Origin of the sequence: Bartonella machadoae (assembly GCF_022559585.1) — a bacterium.
Taxonomy (GTDB): Bacteria; Pseudomonadota; Alphaproteobacteria; order Rhizobiales; family Rhizobiaceae; genus Bartonella; species Bartonella machadoae.
Genome location: NZ_CP087114.1, coordinates 2,134,585 through 2,152,747 on the forward strand (window position 1 = coordinate 2,134,585; position 18,163 = coordinate 2,152,747).

Sequence of the window (18,163 nt, forward strand, 5' to 3'; positions counted from 1 at the left end):
GCATACGCACACTTTCTTTTTCACGAACGCAACTCTCTAAAACCTTTCCTTCATAAGCAGCACAACACTTTTCCTCGCACAGAGAAACACACTTCCTCACCGCTCTCCACAGCTTCGCTCTCGCTGCTGACATCCTGCGTATACCCACATCCCAACACTCTCACCTCCTCTCAAAACGCTCCACCGCAGATTTCACCCCGCATATTGCACCTCGCCATCCCACCCCATGCCTTCCACAGAATTGTTTTGCAAAACAGCACCTTCCTCTCTTCATAAGCTAAAAAATTTTGCAAAACAGACTTACGCTCTTCCCCTCCTTACCGCTCTTAAGGTTTCCGCCAAACATCACTATATTTTTGTTTACGCATTTTCTCAAACCTTACACCCCTTTGAAAAAAACAGCTCTGTTTTGCAATACACCTCTCTTAAATGCCTCCGCGAGCAACATGCGGATACCCCACCCATGCTCCCTCACCTCCTCTCAAAACACCCCACCACAGACCTCATCGCGCATATTGCACCTCTTCTCTTCCATAAACTAAGAGAAATTTACCCCCTCTCACACGCATCATTCTTTCTCAAAACACCACCATTCCCCACATCCCTCTTAACGCTCTTAAGGCTTTCGCCCAACACCACCATATTTTGTTTGCGCATTTTCTCAAACCTTGCCCATCTCCCCTTTGAAAAGAACACCCCTATTTTGCAACACACCTTCTCTCAAACACTTCCGCAAAAAACATACGGATACCCCACCCATGCTCCCCTTTTCCTCTCGAACACTCGACCGCAGACCTCACCCCGCATGCCCCCCCTCACACCCCCCATCACAAACCTCACCGCACCAACCTCTTTCCGCAGAGTTATTTTGCAAAACAGCGCACTCTTTCTCATTCTCTCTTGCAAAACAGACTTACGCTCTCTCACCCCCTTACCGCTCTAAAAGCTTCCGCCAAACACCATCACATTTTTGTTTGCATATTTTTCTCAAACCTTGTCCATCTCCCCTTTGAAAGCACACCCCTGTTTTGCAATACACCTCTCTCAAACGCCTCCGCAAGTAACATGCAGATACCCCGCCCATGCTCCCTCACCTCCTCTCAAAACACCCCACCACAGATTTCACCCCGCACACCTCACCTAGCAAACCCCACCGCCTGCCTCCCACACCAATCTCCTCCCACAGAATCGTCTTGCAAATCGCACCTCTCCCCCTCCATAAACTAAGAGGAATTTACCCCCTCTCACACGCACCACCCTTTCTCACCCTCTCTTGCAAAACAGACTTACGCTCTTCCCCACATCCCTCTTAACGCTCTTAAGGCTTTCGCCCAACATCACCACATTTTTGTTTGCGCATTTTCTCAAACCTACACCCCTTTGAAAAGAACAGCTCTGTTTTCAACACATCTTCTCTCAAACACCTCCGCAAGCAACATGCGGATACCCCACCCATGCTCCCCCTCCTCTCGAACGCTCCCTCGCAGACTTCACCCCGCATATTGCACCTCGCCATCCCACCCCATACCTTTCACACTAATCTCCTCCCGCAGAATTGTTTTGCAAATAGTACCTCTTCCTCCCATAAGCTAAGAGAAATTTATCAGAGATCTGTGCTTGACAAGAAGAAGACTTTTTGCTAGAAGGGGCGCAGTTTTTTTGCAATTTTTGCTTATTTATTGTGTTTATCAAAGGTGTGAGGGCGTGCCTTTTAGGGTGCGTCTTTATTTTGTGATCACAATGGAAAAGTGTATAACTTGGTGTTATAGTGCAACCACGCTATTATGATACAATATTGATTATGAGCCTATAACAAAGGGTTCATTTGAGAGAGTTGACCAGTAATCTGAGCGAGTCATTTGAGAAAGCCAGATTTTTATGGAAACAATGAAAGTGTCGAGAGAGTGGTTCATTATGTTATTGTGTTACATAGATGTTAGACGGTGAGTATCATGAAGATTAAAAATTCGCTTAAAGCATTGAAGGAGCGCCACCGTAACAATCGTTTGGTGCGTCGCAAAGGTCGTGTTTATATCCTCAATAAAGTCAATCCACGTTTTAGAGCACGTCAGGGTTAAGGGTTTTTGTGCCTGCTTTTTGCGGGCATAAGAGCTTTTTATCTTTTGATAAGTTATTTTTAGCGATAAATTATCGTGGATTATTGCGGTTTGTAAATCTGTTGCGTAGTGCTTTTCTCTTTAGAGAATTTTTTATGCCTTTTTTTCTTTTTTTAAAAGCTTTACGATTACGGGTTTTTTCTCTTTTCCAACACGGTTTTTTGCGCTCTTTTACAAATTTTCTTTTTGCTTTTTTCAGCAGTTTCTGTTTCATTTCCCCTAGCTATGGGCAAAGTCCTCCTTCTCTTCCTGAAGATCGTCCCTCTCCGCAATTGCTTTTGCCGTTAGATGAATTGATTCCCAGTCGTCCTCCCTCAGCACCGACACCATCTGACTCTGACACATCTGCGACTCTTTTAGAAGATTTTGACTTAAACGCCTCTTCCCCTGTTGACAGAGCAAAACAGCGCAAAGAGAAGGAGATCTCACGTTTACTGAAAGAATTGAAGTTTTGTGCGAATGTTCAAGAAGCAAAGAAGATAAGCGGACAACTTCAACGTTTATGGTCACAATCGGGCAGTGAGACGATTGATCTTTTGATGTCATGGGCTGAAAATGCGATCAATGAAGACGATTATGGTCTTGCCCTTGATTACATTGACAATGCCCTTGCTCTTGAGCCTTCTTATGCTGAAGTTTGGGTAAGACGTGCATGGGTTCATATTCAAATGAGTGATTTTAAACTTGCCATGCTAGATCTTAACCATGCTCTAGAACAAGAGCCGCGCAATTACATAGCGTTTTTTGAGCTTGGCGTTACCATGGAAGCAACGCAACGTCCTAAACTTGCTCTCAAAGCCTATGAAAAAGCCCTTGAATATTATCCACAAATGCAGAAGCTTCAAAAGCGCCTTGAAGTTTTGTTAGACGAGCAAACCCCTCAAGCACTTTAGGCTGCGCCGCCCCTTTAAACTTACGCAAATTCTTTACACTTACCCTTTCAAAACAGCCGATCACACAATCCCCCGCTGATAGGAAAACTGAAACAAACATGGGCTCCTCTCTATGGACGAGCTCAACGTGCCACATGTATCCTTACTAACCACCTTGACCTTAACCCTGTTTGATTGCCACCATGCACCGGCACTTGAAACACGCAACAATATCTTTTCGCTTGAAAACCACGGAAGCAACGCAACGTCCCAAACTTGCCCTCAAGACGGATGAAAAAAACCTTGAATATTACCCACAAATGCAAAAGCTTCAAAAGCACCTTGAAGTTCTATTAGACGAGCAAACCCCGCAAGCACTTTAGGCTGAATCAAACCCTTTACACTTTCCCTTTCAAAACCGCCTATCACACATTCCCCCGCTGATAGAAAAGCAGAGACAAACATGGAATCCTCTCTATGAACGTGATCAACGTGCCACACGTACCCTTGCTAACCACCTTGAACTTAACCCTGCTTGACCTCCACCATGCACCGAAACTTGAAGCACGCAATCAACATTTTTTGCGCTTGGGAACTCATGGAAGCAACACAGCGCCCTAAACTTACCCTCAAGACGGATGAAAAAGCCCTTGAATATCACCCACAATGGCTATCATTCTCAGAAAAGTTCCCCAATGTTACGATAACCCTTGGTCTTGAGACGATTCCTTAAAGGCATTTTTATGCCTTTCTTGAGAGTTTTTTATCCATACGATAATCGCACTTGTGATATACAAATGGGTGATTTTAATTGATTTAATATAAGCAGATTTGGGAGGAGAAAATCCGAGGATATTCGAGGCTCTCATTCAACAGGCAAAACGCTGAATGATCCTTATAAATCAAACTCTTGACCAAAGAAATCTTCGCCCCCCTTACCAGACAATATTTTATCGTGTCCTGTTATAAAGAAAGGGCTTTGAAATCATTTTCTCTCTAGCTGAAAATGGAAAATTGTTTTATAGTGAAAACGGGTGTTCTGCGCTTCTCGACAGGAAATAACGCATTCCTGAGACCTTAGTGATCTCCAAGGGAGCTGTCCCTGATAAGGCCCGTGGGCTTTTTCATATGGCGCCCACCTAGTTAATAGGTTCCCGGGATCAACTTTTTCCATCGGCTGTTGTGGATCACCTCTTTCTTATAGAGAAAGCGTATTACAATATTTTCAAGAAATTTATGAATGTTTCGTAGGATTTTATTCTATTGCAACAGCAACATACACAAGACTTCATAGACAATGAACATTCACAAGACAAGAGGTCTTCACAAGGGAAGAAACCTTTAAAGGCAATGGGGTAAACACACAATGGAGACAACAGAACAGGAATCTGCTTCACAAATTCGTACAAAGTTACGCAAAAGTGGTTTATCCAAGCGCGATGCCCTGACCCCACAAGAACGCGCTATTTTTTCGCAGCGTGCCTGTTCCACTCTTCTTGCAAGCCTTGAAGCAAAGGGCATAGATTTTTCACGCATGATTTTTGCCGGCTATTGGCCAATAAAATCGGAAATTGACCCACGTCCTTTATTGGATGCGATTGCGTTGCGTGGTGGGCATTTAGCCTTACCGGCAGTGCTTGATTCAACGACCATGGTTTTTCGTGCCTTTTCACAAAACACGGCGCTAGAATCGATGCGGTTTGGCACATTAGGCCCTGGAGCAGGAAATGCGGTTGTAATACCGGATGTGGTTCTTGTTCCGCTTTCCGCATTTGACAAACAGTGTCATCGTCTTGGCTACGGAGGGGGCTATTATGATCGCGCGATTGCAGCCCTTGAAAAACAGGGGCATCAGATCTATTTATTAGGTTTAGGTTTTTCGTGTCAGGAAGTTGAATCCATTCCCCCTGAAGAGCATGATCTTGTTTTGCAAGAAATTTGTACAGAAAAGGGTTTCTTAAAGCGTTAAAATGTGATTAAAACGCCTATGCGTTTTTTATTTTTAGGTGACATTGTAGGCATGACGGGGTGTAAAGTTGTTTTTGAACAGCTTCCACAGTTGATTGAGAAGTGGCATCTTGATTTTGTTGTTGTCAATGGTGAAAATGCCTCTCACGGTTTTGGGGTCAGTCAAGAGACCTATCACGATCTTTTAATGGTCGGTGTTGACGTTGTAACAACAGGCAATCACGCTTTTTCGTATCAAGAGGCATTACAATATGCACAGGAGAGCGAGCGTTTTTTACGTCCCGCCAATTTTATGAAAGAAACGCCTGGGAAGGGCTCTGGTGTTTTTACGGCCAAGAATGGAGCACGTGTTCTTGTTGCCAATCTTTTAGGGAGTGTTTTTATGCCCTGTAAGGTTGTTGATCCCTTTGAATCGGCTGAAAATATTTTATGTGCTTGTTCTTTGATGGAACAAGCGGATGCGATTGTTTTTGACTTTCATGCCGAAACGACGAGTGAGAAGCAATGTTTTGGGCATTTTCTTGATGGTCGTGTCAGCGTTATCGTAGGCACGCATACGCATATTCCTACGGCTGATGCACAAATTTTAGAAGGCGGGAGTGCCTATTTAACGGATGCGGGGATGTGTGGAGATTATAACTCATCTCTTGGCATGGATAAAGAAGAACCTTTACACCGTTTTCTTTATAATAAAAAGCAGGATCGTTTTGAACCAGCGAAAGGTCCTGCCACCCTTTGCGGTTTAGCTGTTGAACTTTCAGACCGCACGGGTTTAGCGGAAAAGGTCTCCGCCGTACGGATAGGTCCACATTTAAAGCCTGAAATTCCAGATTTTTGGTAGAGTTTTCTCTTCCCCCTGCGGTCGACCTGTCCTCGCCCCTTCAGCTGCCTTTCCTTACCCCTCCTGTCACCTTCCTTTATCTCTTCAGCCACCTTCTTTCCCCCTTTGATTGCTTTCTCTTCTTACCTCTTCAATCACTTGTCCCCATCCCTGCGGTCGCGCCTTCCCTTATCCCTTCAGCTACCTTCTTGCCCCCTCTGATCGCTTTCTCTTCTTACCTCTTCAATCACTTGTCCCCATCCCTGCGGTCGCGCCCTCCCTTATCTCTTCAGCTACCTTCTTGCCCCCCTTTTGATCGCGCTTTCTCTTCTTATCCCTTCAATCAGTTGTCCTTATCCCTCCGGTCGCGCCCTCCCTTATCTCTTCAGCTACCTTCTTGCCCCCCTTTTGATCGCGCTTTCTCTTCTTATCCCTTCAATCAGTTGTCCTTATCCCTCCGGTCGCGCCCTCCCTTATCCCTTCAGCTACCTTCTTGCCCCCTCTGATCGCTTTCTCTTCTTACCTCTTTCATCACTTGTCCCCATCCCTCCGGTCGCGCCCTCCCTTATCTCTTCAGCTACCTTCTTGCCCCCTCTGATCGCTTTCTCTTCTTATCCCTTCAATCAGTTGTCCTTATCCCTGCGGTCGGCTTGCCCTCGCATCTTCGTCTGCCTTTCCTCATCTCCCTTTGAGCCTCTTTCTCCAACGTTATCTTTCAAGAACTATTTTGAGCAATATGACCTTCTCATCCCCTCAAAATTTACCTCACCCACATGAAGCGGGCGTGAACATAACGAACGACAAAATTGGCATGAGAAACGAACACCCAGAATTGCGCAAAATTCTGTTAGTGTTAAAATTTTTATGATTTTAAAAGTGAAGAGAAAGAGGCCACATTGGGATATTTCTGCGGGGAAACATGAAAACCTCTTCCCTAAGAACTTTGATATACGATAACTTCTTCTTAAGCAAGGAAAACTTTAAAGTTTTTTATTTTCCAGAGATTTTATTCCTATAAGCAATGCTCCTGAGAAATATCCATGCGAAATAAAGGACAAAATTGCCCTCTGTTTTTGAGGTTAGCACTTTTAAAAATTTGTTACGAGCGCGCCTTTCTCTTTGCGAACGCTTACCACATCACACTGTTCCCTCATCACCACAATATGAGGCATTTTCTTTTGTTGAGAAATCGGTATAAAAAAGCAAAGAGAGAGCGAACTCTTGGCAATTTCTTGCAAAAGCCTGCGTCTCTTTATTGCAAACACCCTGCGCCTTTATGGTTCAATTCTTTTTCGTATTTTTGTTCAAAAATTCTTCCCAAGAGATGCACTCCCCTTTTAAGATTTTCCCTCTGTTTTGAAACCTTTCTTCTATGCGCATTTTTTTGCCTATAAAGCTGTCGTTAAAATATCGATTTTATTTTGCAGCTTATCGCGCACCGGATGAGAGAGCTCTCACATACCTATTGACCATCCCCCAATATCGCGACAACCCTTGATATTGCGACACTTCATAAGCAATTTTTACGCCATTCTTCTCTCTTTTTATCCCTATGCTAATCCCCCTTATGGCGTGCAAGAGGTAGTTTTGATTGTTTCAACATAAAGCAGGTTTGGCATGAGAGAATGTTAGGATACTCTAGGCTCTCATTCAACCGGCAAAACAATAAAGTATCATTATAAATCAATGTATTGAAATGAATATCCATGGTATTCGTAGCGTTAAAAGCTCTAAACTCGAGCAGCCTTTTGCTTTTAATGGCATATGACACCTAAAAAGAGAACTTACACAACACGGAACATGTGACAGAGTAAACGCATTTCCATACGAGAATTAAACGCGTTTCATTTTGCGATCAATCATCACCTCTACGAGCGCCCTCCTTACTATTGACCTATTCCCGCTAAAGGACGAAGATTTCTATCCGAATGATTTACCAACCGGTTTCTCTCGGCATATTTTTTCTCTTAGCATATTCTATTGCTAAACACCCCTGAGTTTTTTGTGCTCCTCTCTGTTATCCCCCCTTGAAAACTTACCACCCTCTTTAACCACACTTCATCACTCAATTTTGATATGGCATCACCACTCATGCATATCAAAAATCCTTCCAATATCCCCACACAAACCCCAAAGCCCCCACATATTTACCCCCTTCCCATGGTGTAAACACCGCGCACATATGCAAAAGCCCCTCATATCCCCCGTCCTTCTATCGTGCCCACACAGCACCTCTTTTTCCAACAACGGAGGATATTCTAAGCATCTTGAATCCTATCCCCCACGAACACGCATATCTCAACCCTGCAAAGCTTCGCACCAACCCGCCCCTCCAATCTCTCCACTCTCACCCGTCATCCAGCACGCCCCACACGCATATGATCCCCCGTGCACATTCCAAAAGCCTCCCAACACCCTCCACACATGCCTCACTGCATACCCCTCCACTTCACATGTCCCCTACATGCTGCTTGTTCTCTTGAGCATACTCCAACACCCTCTTCTCCTCTCAAATGCCCTCATCCCCCTCACAGATACTTCCCCCATGCGAATATCCCACACAGCCCCCAAAGCCCCCGCAGTTCGTCCCCCTTTCCTTGCGTAAACACAGCGCTCCTTTTCCTAACAACTGCAAATGTTGTTAAGCACCGTTCCAACCCCCACGAACACGCATATCTCAACCCCGCAAAACTTCGCACCAACCCAACCCTCCACTCTCTCTCACCCGCACATGACATCCTCCTCACAGATGTGGTCCCTTCCATACTGCTTTCTCCCTTGAGCATACTCCAACGCCCCCTCGCTCGCCTGCCATCCAGCACACCCCGCACGCATTTGTCCCCTCTAACCCACAGTATTTTTACAGCAAAACATGATAATCTCAGGAGAAAGGCAATAACAATGAAAAGGGTCTTGATTGATTTTTTATAAGCCCCCCCTCACAAACACCTCAGCCTACTCTCCACAATCACACCATCATCCCGCCATTGTGTGAGAGCACAAACACGCCTTCAGTTTTCTGGTAAAATTCCCCGAAGAGCCCAAAAGAAAAGGCATCCCCTCAAAAGACACAAAGGGGAAGGCACGAAAGGTAAGATACGAAGGGGGCTAAAGCTGTAACACGTAGGATGAGAGCCCCACAATTGGCTAATTTTGCCTCCAAATGTTCAAAGCCCAAAAGTTCAAAATCGCAATCGCGCTGCTCTCTACAATCACACCATCATCCCCCATTGCTTAAGAGCACAAACACGCCTTCAGTTTTCCGGTAAAATTCCCCGAAGAGCCCAAAAGAAAAGGCATCCTCCCCAAAAGACACAAAGGGGAAGGCACGAAAGGTAAGATACGAAGGGGGCTAAAGCTGTAATGCGTTTTATGAGAGCCCCACAATTTTCTCATTTTCCTCCAAATGTTCAAAGCCCAAAATGTTCAAAATCGCAATCGCGCTGCTCTCCACAATCACACCCTCATCCTCCATTGCTTGAGAGCACAAACACACCTTCAGTTTTCCGGTAAAACTCCCCGAAGATCTCAAAGGAAAAGGCATCCCCCCCAAAAGACACAAAGGGGAAGGCACAAAAGGTAAGATACGAAGGGGGCTAAAGCTGTAACGCGTTTTATGAGAGCCCCACAATTTTCTCATTTTCCTCCAAATATTCAAAGCCCAAAAGTTCAAAACCGCAATCGCGCTGCTCTCCACAATCACACCCTCATCGCCCATTGCTTGAGAGCACAAACACGCCTTCAGTTTTCCGGTAAAACTCCCCGAAGATCCCAAAGGACAAGGCATCCTCCCCAAAAGACACAAAGGGGAAGGCACAAAAGGTAAGATACGAAGGGGGCTAAAGCTGTAACGCGTTTTATGAGAGCCCCACAATTTTCTCATTTTCCTCCAAATGTTCAAAGCCCAAAATGTTCAAAATCGCAATCGCGCTGCTCTCCACAATCACACCATCATCGCCCATTGCTTGAGAGCACAAACACGCCTTCAGTTTTCCGGTAAAGTTCCCCAAAGTTCTCAAAGGAAAAGGCATCCCCCCTAAAAGACACAAAGGGGAAGGCACGAAAGGGAAAACATGAAGGGAGCTAAGCTGTAACGCGTTTTATGAGAGCCCCACAATTGGCTAATTTTGCCTCCAAATGTTCAAAACCGCGATCGAGATGATAGACGCGGTTGACAATGGTTTCACCCTTTGCGGCCAGAGCAGCAATCACAAGGGAGACAGAGGCGCGCAAATCGGTTGCCATCACGGGTGCGCCTTGCAATTGCTCTGTTCCATAGACAGTTGCTGTTTGCCCATCAAGTTTGATCTGAGCACCCAAACGGGAAAGTTCTTGCACATGCATAAAGCGATTTTCGAAAATTGTTTCGGTAATGTGAGAAATTCCCTGTGCCCTTGTCATCAACGCCATGAATTGGGCTTGGAGATCGGTTGGAAAATCGGGATAAGGTCCCGTTTTGATATCGACGGGCATTATTTTTGTTTGCCGTGGATTTCGTTTCACATGAATTCCCTGAGGTTCTATTTGAATATCGAGTCCTGTTTTTTGCAAGACTTTAAGCACTTGGGTAAGATGGTTAGGGTTTGCATTTTTGAGAAACACATCCCCACCCGTCATAGCCACGGCCATAGCATAGGTTCCAGCTTCAATACGATCAGGAATGACACGCACTCTCGCGCCATGGAGTTTTTTCACGCCCTCGATTGTGAGTGTTTTCGTTCCTTCCCCGACGATTTTTGCCCCCATAGCATTGAGTGTCCGAATAAGATTAGCCACTTCTGGTTCACACGCCGCATTATCGAGCACGGTTGTCCCCTTAGCCATCGCAGCAGCCATCAGCATCACATGTGTCCCCCCGACAGTCACTTTAGGGAAATGGTAATGTGCACCTTTTAATCCCCTTGGCGCTTTAGCATGGGCATATCCATTTTCGATAGCAATATGGGCACCTAAAGTTTTGAGTCCCTCAAGAATAAAGTCGACGGGTCTTGTTCCGATAGCGCATCCTCCAGGCAGGGAGACATAGGCTTCTCGACATCGAGCGAGCAGGGGTCCAATGACCCAAAAGCTTGCGCGCATTTTTTTCACCAGTTCGTATGGCGCACGTGTTGTGGCTATTTTTTGCGCGGTAAAATGGATTGTTCGAGCATCCATACAATCGTTGTGACATTCCTGTCCATCAACAGCATATCCGACACCATGATTATTAAGAATACGAATAAGCAATTCAACATCAACAAGATGGGGAATATTTTCTAAAGTAAGCGTTTCCTCACTCAGCAAAGACGCAATCATGAGGGGCAAGGCAGCATTTTTTGCTCCTGAAATAGGAATTGTTCCCTTCAGTTTTTCCCCACCAACAATTTGAATAGAATCCATTGGTATTTTCCCTTTTTCCCTTTGTGTTTCCCCTTCCAAAGGTTTTACCCCCGAGAAGTTATTTTTGTTATAATTTAGACTGGCATCGACAGCTTTAGGATGAATCCTAAATTCTAGAACGACTCCCTAAACTCTAGAACGAATCATTGTGGAATTTGGTTGCGCATGAGCCATAGAGGAGATTTTTTAATTTTCTGTTTGTGCTCTTTTTCGACTCTGCTCTTTACGGCGTTTCAAGTTTTGACGCAATTGTTGCGCCAGTCTTTCTTGTCGCCGTTTTTCTTTTTCATCTTTATGGTTAAATTTTTGTTGTTCTTGTGTCATGATCATTACGCAACCTTTTATGAGCTTTTTTTAAACAACTCACGGCATTTTTATAAGAGATTTTTTTTATAAGAAATCTGTGTCATGACACAAAAGGGATATTCTTTCAAGAATGCAGAAATGTTCTCTTGCCTATTTTATAACAATATGGCACAAGACAGCGATTACAAAGGGCTGCGGTAGCTCAGTGGTAGAGCACTCCCTTGGTAAGGGAGAGGTCGAGAGTTCAATCCTCTCTCGCAGCACCATTCTAGGCACTCTTTTATTTACCCTGTTATCTTCATCATATTCTTATTTCACAACACGCCACGCAATGATATGCCCTAAAGGTATTTTCTAGCAGCGTCCTCTTTTTGAATCTTTTAACGATATCATCAGAGCTTTTCCGACAGCTCTCTCCTCCCGCCTCTCACCCGCGCACATCCCCCCTCACACAGGCATGCCCCATACAGTTTTCCCTCTTGAGCATCCTTCAACACCCTCCCCTCCTGTCAAACGCCCCCCATATAGTTCGCCCGACGCTCTCTCACAGGTGCGGCACCCCATCCTCATGCCAACACCTACACGAGCCCCAAAGTCCCTGCGTATCCGTCCCTCTTCCCATCGCGCAAACACCACGCGCCCTTTTCTCCAACAACTACGGACATTTTAAAGCACCCTCTCATCCCACGAACATGCCTATCTCAAGCCCCTCAACGCTTCGTCCCAACGCTTCACCTCAACGCACCTCTCCACCCTCTCTCACTCACCCGTGCATGGCATCCCTACACACATGCGGACACCGTGTGCACATCATAAACCTCCCAACACCTCCACCCATGCCTCACCGCATATCCCTTCACTTCACATGTGCCCCTCCATGCTGCTTTCTCTCTTGAGCATACTCCAACATCTTCTCCTCCTCCCAAATGCCCCATATGCCTCACCCACGCCCCGAAGCCCTCGCATATCCGTCCCCGCCTCCCCATCACGCAAACACCACGCGCCCTTTTCTCCAACAACTACGGACATTTCAAGCATCCTCCCACCCCATAAACACACATATCTCAGCCCCGCAAAGCTTCACCCCAACGCACCTCTCCCCCTCTCTCACTCACGCGCGCATGGCATCCTTTTCACACAGGTATCCCCTATACAGTTTTCTCTCTTGAGCATACTCCAACACCTTCTCCTCCTCTCAAATGCCCCCCATATAGTTCGCCCGACGCTCTCTCACACATTTGGCACCCCATCCTCATGCCAACACCTCCACGCATGCCCCAAAGCCCCCGTATATCCATCCCCCCTTCCCATCACGCAAATACCATGCACATACGCAAAAACCTTTCATATCCCCGTCATTCTATCGTGCGAACACAGCACTCCTTTTCAACAACGAAAAATATTTTTAAGCACCGTTCCAGCCCCCACGAACATGCGTATCTCACTCCCCCAACACTTCACCTCAACGCGCCTCTCCATCCTCTCTCACCCGTGCATGGCATCCCCCTCACACATGTACCCCCCATGTACACCCATAAACCTCCCAACACCTCCACGCATGCCTCACCGCATATCTCTTCACTTCACATGAGCCTCCCATACTACGTTCCCACTTGGTCATACTCCAACGCTCTTCCCTCCCGTCAAATGCCCCAAAGCCCCCCCATCTCCATACCCCTTTCCCATCGCGCAAACACAGCACTCCTTTTTCAACAACGAAGAATATTTTTAACACCGTTCCAGCCCCCACGAACACGCAGCATATCTCAGCCCCACAATGCTTCACCCCAACACGCCCCTCCACCCTCTCTCACCCGTATTCCCCACCAGTGCACATTTTTGTGTACGCATTTTAGTTATATGCTTTTTTCTCACACCTCACTCGAGAACATATTGCCTTTTCATACCAAGCGCTGTCTCAGAAGACTTAATTTTCTGTACCATAATCTGTAAATCCTCATTAAAACGGCTAATTTCACTTTCCAGTTTTCGAATATAGGCTTCATCACGATAGGCGCGTTTAATCAAAGGCGGCATATCCGGCCAATAGAGCATTAAATCCACCCATTCACGTTGCGCAATCCACAATCCTCCCTGACATTGCGCTTTATGCTCTGGTGGAAAGCCTTTTTGGTAGAAGTGAGGGATAAGAATTTCTGGTTTTTTTGTTTTAATTTCCAACAATCCATTTTTTCCAATGAAAGCATCGGGAGAAAAACCTTTCATCCGATCATCCGCAAGCACAAACCCAACACACTCAGGTTGCGTATTTGTGAGTGTACCATAAAGCTTGCGTGCGGTTGGTTCCAATTCTGTTCCACGTCGCATAGAGAGTGTTGTTCCCTCATCGACAGTTTTTCCAGTAATTCTTTCTCCAGCGAGTTTCATCATAACAGCATGATATCTTGAAGTTTTTTGCCCCTGTTTTTTCCGTGCCATCACCATTTCAAACAAAGAAGCGGTAATCAAGCCATTACGCGCTTGCAACCATTGTTCTGTTCCCTGAAGACAATCAATAACTATTGGCATAAACATCCCCCTTTTTAGACCTTGTCTTTAAGGCACTTTTTATTTCAGCACCTTGACTCTTTCTTAAAAACATCTGCTTTTAACAAGCATATTTTTGCAACACGCTTTCCCCCAACACGCCCCTCCACCCTCTCTCACCCGCGCATAGCACCCCCTCACATAGGTATCCCCCATACCCCTCACACACCACTCATCCAATGTTCTCCAGCCCCTCGCACGTATCCCTCACTCGGTGCCCCCATCACACATGCGGTCGCCATATACACCAAAAATCTCTCATCATCCCCACCCATGCCTCACCGCATATCCCTTCACTTCACATGTACTCCCACATGCTGCTTTCCCTCTTGGTCATACTCCTCAACGCCTTCCCCTCCTGTCAAACGCCCCAAAGCCCCCGCGTCTCCATCTCCCTTCCCATCGCGCAAACAGCACGTGCCCTTTTTTCCAACAACTGCGGACATTAAAAGCATCCTCCCCCCCACAAACACACATAGCGGAGCCTAGCAAAGCTCTTTGCCCCAACGCACCTCTCCACCCCCTCTCACCCGCGCATGGCACCCTTTCACAAATGCAGTTCCCATCCACACCCAAAAATCTCTCACCATCCCCACCCATGCCCACCACAGATCCCTTCACTTCAACATGTGCCCCCCACATGCTTCTTTCTCTCTTGAGCATACTCCAACCCTCTCCTCCTCTCACCCCCCCATTCCCTTCACAGATGCTCCTCCCATGAACACCTCATGCCAACACCCCCACACATGCCTCAAAGCCCCCACATATCCGTCCCCCTTCCATCGTGCGAACACAACACCCCTTTCTCCAACAACTGCGAATATTTTAAAGCCCCCCATCCCACGAACATGCGCCTATCTCAGCCCAGCAAAGCTTCACTCCAACGCGCCTCTCCCCTCTCAATCACCCGCGCATGGCACCTCCTCACAAATGCAGTTCCCATCCACACCCAAAAGTCTCTCACCATCCCCACCCATGCCTCACCGCATATCCCTTCACTTCAACATGTGCCCCTCCATGCTGCTTTCTCTCTTGAGCATACTCCAACGTCCTCCCTGTCAAACGCCCCATATGCCTCACTCAGCGCACTCTCCACACATGCAGCACCTCCCCACACCCCCACGTAAACACCTCATGCCAACACCCCCACACGAGCCCCCAAGCCCTCGCGTATCCGTCCGCCTTCCCGTCGTGCGAACACCGCGCGCATACGCAAGAGCCCCCATATCCCCCTGTTTTTTGAGCATAAGGTCTTCTCTCACGCATGCTGTCGCACAATTCTCACACGTGCTGTTGCGCAATTTTTATTCGTGCTGTTGCACGATAGAAAAATCATCGCGTTGGTATTTTTCTGCTAAATTTTTCGCAACACCCGCAGCAGCCTTCTCTGAAATGAAGAGGATTGCATGGCATCTTTGCGGTTCGAGTCTGATTGTATTTTGGCTCTTTCCAGCATAATAAAGTGGAAATCCCTGATAAACAGTCTGAAGATAATTTGCCATGATTTTTACCACCAGTAATCATCCAAGACATCACAAGGACGCAAACGATGCTGTTTTTCGTAGGAACCATAGTAATGATCTTCATAATCACGCGCGGCTTCTTCATCTAACCAGACATGGTAAGCATCACTATTGAGGATAAAAGGTTGAAGTTGGCTATTTTGCTCGTCCATTTCATAATTTGCGACATAGATATCGGCGAGTTGTTCCGTCACATCTTCGGCATGAAGAGTGGTAAGATCGAGGCGCAAGATTTTTTGCACGGTCTCATATTCTTCAATAATTTCGATGACTTCTTCACCCTGTTCGATTGGTCCCTCATAGGCATCGCTCTTTTCTTCCTCACAAAGAATGATAATGATTTCATCCTCTTTAACGAATGGAATGTTTTTCATCATTTCCCCCCTTTCGATAGTTGATAAAGCACAGCTTTGTCTTGACAAGGCTGAATATAGCATTACCCTTATATCCTCTATGGGGGATAAGTCAATCATTTTATCCTCAATAAAAGATAATATTTTGAGTCTTTATGACGTATGAACAACATCTGTGAACAAAACCCTGTCCTCTTTTGTTCACCTAGTACTCTTACGATGTTCTCTATTTGTTCTTACCTAACGCAACCACCAACAGACAGGAGAGCGAAAATGAGTGATTTAAAATTGATAGAATACTGGAGCACTCTTGATACAAAGACACAAAAAGAACTTATTCTGATACTTCGGCAGTTGGTCGCCGCAAAAGAGTCAAGATTGCCTTCCTCTCCTCAGGAGAGAGTTTTGAGATGAGTTCGATAAATTCTTTATCTTCGGGACTGCCCCCCTGACCATAAAGAATATAATTCATACTGATGTTAATTTCGTTGCAAATGCGCGAGAGGGATTCGATTGTTGGTTCTTTTCCTTCAGAGAGAATAGAATGAAGGTACCCAGCACCTTTACCAGCTGCGAGGGAGACAGATCTTTTTGACCGGCCACTTTTTTCAAGAGCAGCACGTAATCTTTGACGCCAACCATCGATATTCATAGTCTCACCATATAGCGCGTCTTTTTAAAAAAACACGTCCTTTTTGTAAAACGGGCTTGCATTATCCTCTAAAAAGGATAAAATTAAGCAAACAAATTTACTTTTTTGAGGGGGGGAACAAACATTCATCTGCAAATCAAGAGAAGTTTTCACCATAACAAAGGAAGCAAAAAGGCGTTCCCTAAAAGCGCCAAGCAAGCCTCTATATTTAAAAATCTTTTTACTCTTTATCTTTGCCATCTGCGCATCTCAAACGATAAGGCGGCATGCATCTAAGCACGGCAAACGACTGTTATACTTCATAAAGCAACACCTAAAGAGTCATCATTTAACAAAAAATCGCAAAAACCAAAACACTGTATATTAAAGCGTAAAAACTTTAATCGAATGCAAAAAAACACATAAAAACGCTTTTTGCGTTTTTTTGATCAATAACAGATATAAACAGAAGAGAATGGATTGCAGCATGAAACAGGCCAATCACCAAGAAACTTCCCACTATGAATCATCTACGCTTCCTTATGTTTGTTGGTATCAGAATGATTTTCTAGGGGGAGTGCGTGGAATGCGCGCCCACGAAATTGGAATTTATACGATTCTTCTCAATGAAATGTATGCACGCGGTCGTCCTCTAGAGTTATCGGTAGAACGTTTAGCGCGTCTTTGCGGTTGTGACAAGCGAACTTTTGTAAATGTTTTAGACATGCTGATTGAAGAGGGCAAGATTTTAAATTTACCGCATGGACTATGGAATAAACGTTGTGAAAGCATCTTTCAAGAGCGCGCAAAATTGCTTGCACAGAAATCCTTTGCGGGACGTTCTTCAGCGAAAAAACGCAAACAAATCAATGCAGAGTTTGAACGACTGCTCAACGAGAGTGCAAGAGATGATGAACAAAGCTCAAAATCTCAGAAGGGAGAAGAAAAGGAAACACCTCACGGTGTTTCAGAAAAGAAATTGTTTTTGATTGAATCGAAAGAAGGAAAAGAAAGAACCACCGAGGCGGAGAAGTCTTGTTTCCCGCCCACCCTGTGTCAAGCTTCACCCCCCACATCCAGCGAACACCCTCTCACATCTTCCCCCCCCTCCTCTTGCCAAGAGGCAAATGACACCACCGATTTTAGCGAGGAAAAAGACACTTTTCCCTCCTCTGATGAAACAGCACAAAACCCTGCTTCTTGTTGTCCTCACACAAAGAACGCCTGCTCCTCAGTCCCTGCCTCCACTCTCACAACCAACACCTCTCACGCGGTCAGCAAAACGCAAAGCCGTGCAACATCCGCCAAGGAAAGAACGAGCACAGGAGCAATAACGAAGGGACACCGTCTTCCCGCCGATTGGCAAGCAGACATTGATGCCGCGATTTCAGAAGGCTTGAGTGAAGAACAAGCCCGTTGGCAAGAAAAGAAATTTCGCGATTATTGGCAAGCCAAAAGCGGCAAAGAAGCGCTTAAAGTGGATTGGCAAGCGACATGGCGCAATTGGTTTCGCCGAGAGATTGAACGCATCAAAGAACATCAGGAAAGACTTGCCATTTTTAGCCAACACTCTCCCTCACAGCAGCATAACAGCGACAATGATGCTCTTTACCGCTCTCTTATCAACTACCAAACACCTTAAAACAC

Annotated in this window: 13 protein-coding genes, 1 tRNA gene, 1 other RNA gene and 1 pseudogene; 8 read left to right on the top strand and 8 right to left on the bottom strand. The window is 45.8% G+C overall.

Going from position 1 to position 18,163, the window contains the following annotated elements; genetic code table 11:
- The first annotated feature begins 1,952 nt into the window (after nt 1–1,952).
- The 6 genes and pseudogenes from ykgO to LNM86_RS10050 all read left to right on the top strand — a co-directional run bounded on the left by ykgO (nt 1,953) and on the right by LNM86_RS10050 (nt 5,798).
- Complete coding sequence (gene ykgO / locus LNM86_RS10025; protein WP_220717794.1) at nt 1,953–2,078, top strand: type B 50S ribosomal protein L36; 126 nt, start codon at nt 1,953–1,955, stop codon at nt 2,076–2,078.
- 134 nt (nt 2,079–2,212) lie between these two features.
- On the top strand, nt 2,213–3,010 hold the full coding sequence (locus LNM86_RS10030; RefSeq protein ID WP_241438986.1) for a tetratricopeptide repeat protein: 798 nt from the start codon (nt 2,213–2,215) through the stop codon (nt 3,008–3,010).
- A gap of 172 nt (nt 3,011–3,182) precedes the next feature.
- Nucleotides 3,183–3,372: pseudogene (locus LNM86_RS10035) on the top strand (hypothetical protein); the annotation flags it as partial.
- Nucleotides 3,373–4,022: 650 nt separating this feature from the next.
- A non-coding RNA gene (gene ssrS, locus LNM86_RS10040) (6S RNA) lies at nt 4,023–4,182 on the top strand.
- A 173-nt stretch (nt 4,183–4,355) separates the two neighbouring features.
- On the top strand, nt 4,356–4,958 hold the full coding sequence (locus tag LNM86_RS10045) for a 5-formyltetrahydrofolate cyclo-ligase (RefSeq protein WP_241437559.1): 603 nt from the start codon (nt 4,356–4,358) through the stop codon (nt 4,956–4,958).
- Between the two features lie 18 nt (nt 4,959–4,976).
- On the top strand, nt 4,977–5,798 hold the full coding sequence (locus LNM86_RS10050; protein WP_241437560.1) for a TIGR00282 family metallophosphoesterase: 822 nt from the start codon (nt 4,977–4,979) through the stop codon (nt 5,796–5,798).
- Between the two features lie 3,349 nt (nt 5,799–9,147).
- Here LNM86_RS10050 and LNM86_RS10055 read toward each other — a convergent pair.
- The 3 genes from LNM86_RS10055 to LNM86_RS10065 form a co-directional block, all read right to left on the bottom strand.
- A complete protein-coding gene (locus LNM86_RS10055) occupies nt 9,148–9,660 on the bottom strand; it encodes a hypothetical protein (RefSeq protein WP_241437561.1) in 513 nt (170 codons plus the stop codon).
- Between the two features lie 200 nt (nt 9,661–9,860).
- A complete protein-coding gene (gene murA, locus LNM86_RS10060; RefSeq protein ID WP_241437562.1) occupies nt 9,861–11,156 on the bottom strand; it encodes a UDP-N-acetylglucosamine 1-carboxyvinyltransferase in 1,296 nt (431 codons plus the stop codon).
- A gap of 186 nt (nt 11,157–11,342) precedes the next feature.
- Nucleotides 11,343–11,480 carry a hypothetical protein gene (locus LNM86_RS10065; RefSeq protein ID WP_241437563.1) on the bottom strand — a complete coding sequence of 46 codons (138 nt, stop codon included), beginning with the start codon at nt 11,478–11,480 and terminating at the stop codon, nt 11,343–11,345.
- Between the two features lie 173 nt (nt 11,481–11,653).
- Here LNM86_RS10065 and LNM86_RS10070 point away from each other — a divergent pair.
- Nucleotides 11,654–11,728: transfer RNA gene (locus LNM86_RS10070), tRNA-Thr, on the top strand.
- Between the two features lie 1,612 nt (nt 11,729–13,340).
- Here LNM86_RS10070 and LNM86_RS10075 read toward each other — a convergent pair.
- From LNM86_RS10075 to LNM86_RS10095, 5 genes are all read right to left on the bottom strand, one after another.
- Nucleotides 13,341–13,991: a lambda exonuclease family protein gene (locus LNM86_RS10075; RefSeq protein WP_241437564.1), complete on the bottom strand. Its 651-nt coding sequence runs from the start codon at nt 13,989–13,991 to the stop codon at nt 13,341–13,343.
- A gap of 311 nt (nt 13,992–14,302) precedes the next feature.
- Entirely contained in the window at nt 14,303–14,455 is a 153-nt protein-coding gene (locus LNM86_RS10080; protein ID WP_241437565.1) for a hypothetical protein, read from the bottom strand.
- Nucleotides 14,456–15,313: 858 nt separating this feature from the next.
- The gene (locus LNM86_RS10085) at nt 15,314–15,511 is read right to left on the bottom strand and encodes a hypothetical protein (RefSeq protein WP_241437566.1); all 198 of its coding nucleotides are present in this window, start codon (nt 15,509–15,511) and stop codon (nt 15,314–15,316) included.
- A 5-nt stretch (nt 15,512–15,516) separates the two neighbouring features.
- Nucleotides 15,517–15,906, bottom strand: a complete 390-nt coding sequence (locus LNM86_RS10090) for a hypothetical protein (RefSeq protein WP_241438988.1) — start codon at nt 15,904–15,906, stop codon at nt 15,517–15,519.
- A gap of 313 nt (nt 15,907–16,219) precedes the next feature.
- Nucleotides 16,220–16,537, bottom strand: coding sequence for a helix-turn-helix domain-containing protein (locus LNM86_RS10095; RefSeq protein WP_241437567.1), 318 nt, complete (start codon nt 16,535–16,537; stop codon nt 16,220–16,222).
- Nucleotides 16,538–17,003: 466 nt separating this feature from the next.
- On the opposite strand from LNM86_RS10095, the gene LNM86_RS10100 reads away from it, so the two are divergent.
- Nucleotides 17,004–18,158 (top strand): YdaU family protein, encoded by a 1,155-nt coding sequence (locus tag LNM86_RS10100; protein ID WP_241437568.1) that lies wholly within the window; start codon nt 17,004–17,006, stop codon nt 18,156–18,158.
- Nucleotides 18,159–18,163 lie beyond the last annotated feature (5 nt).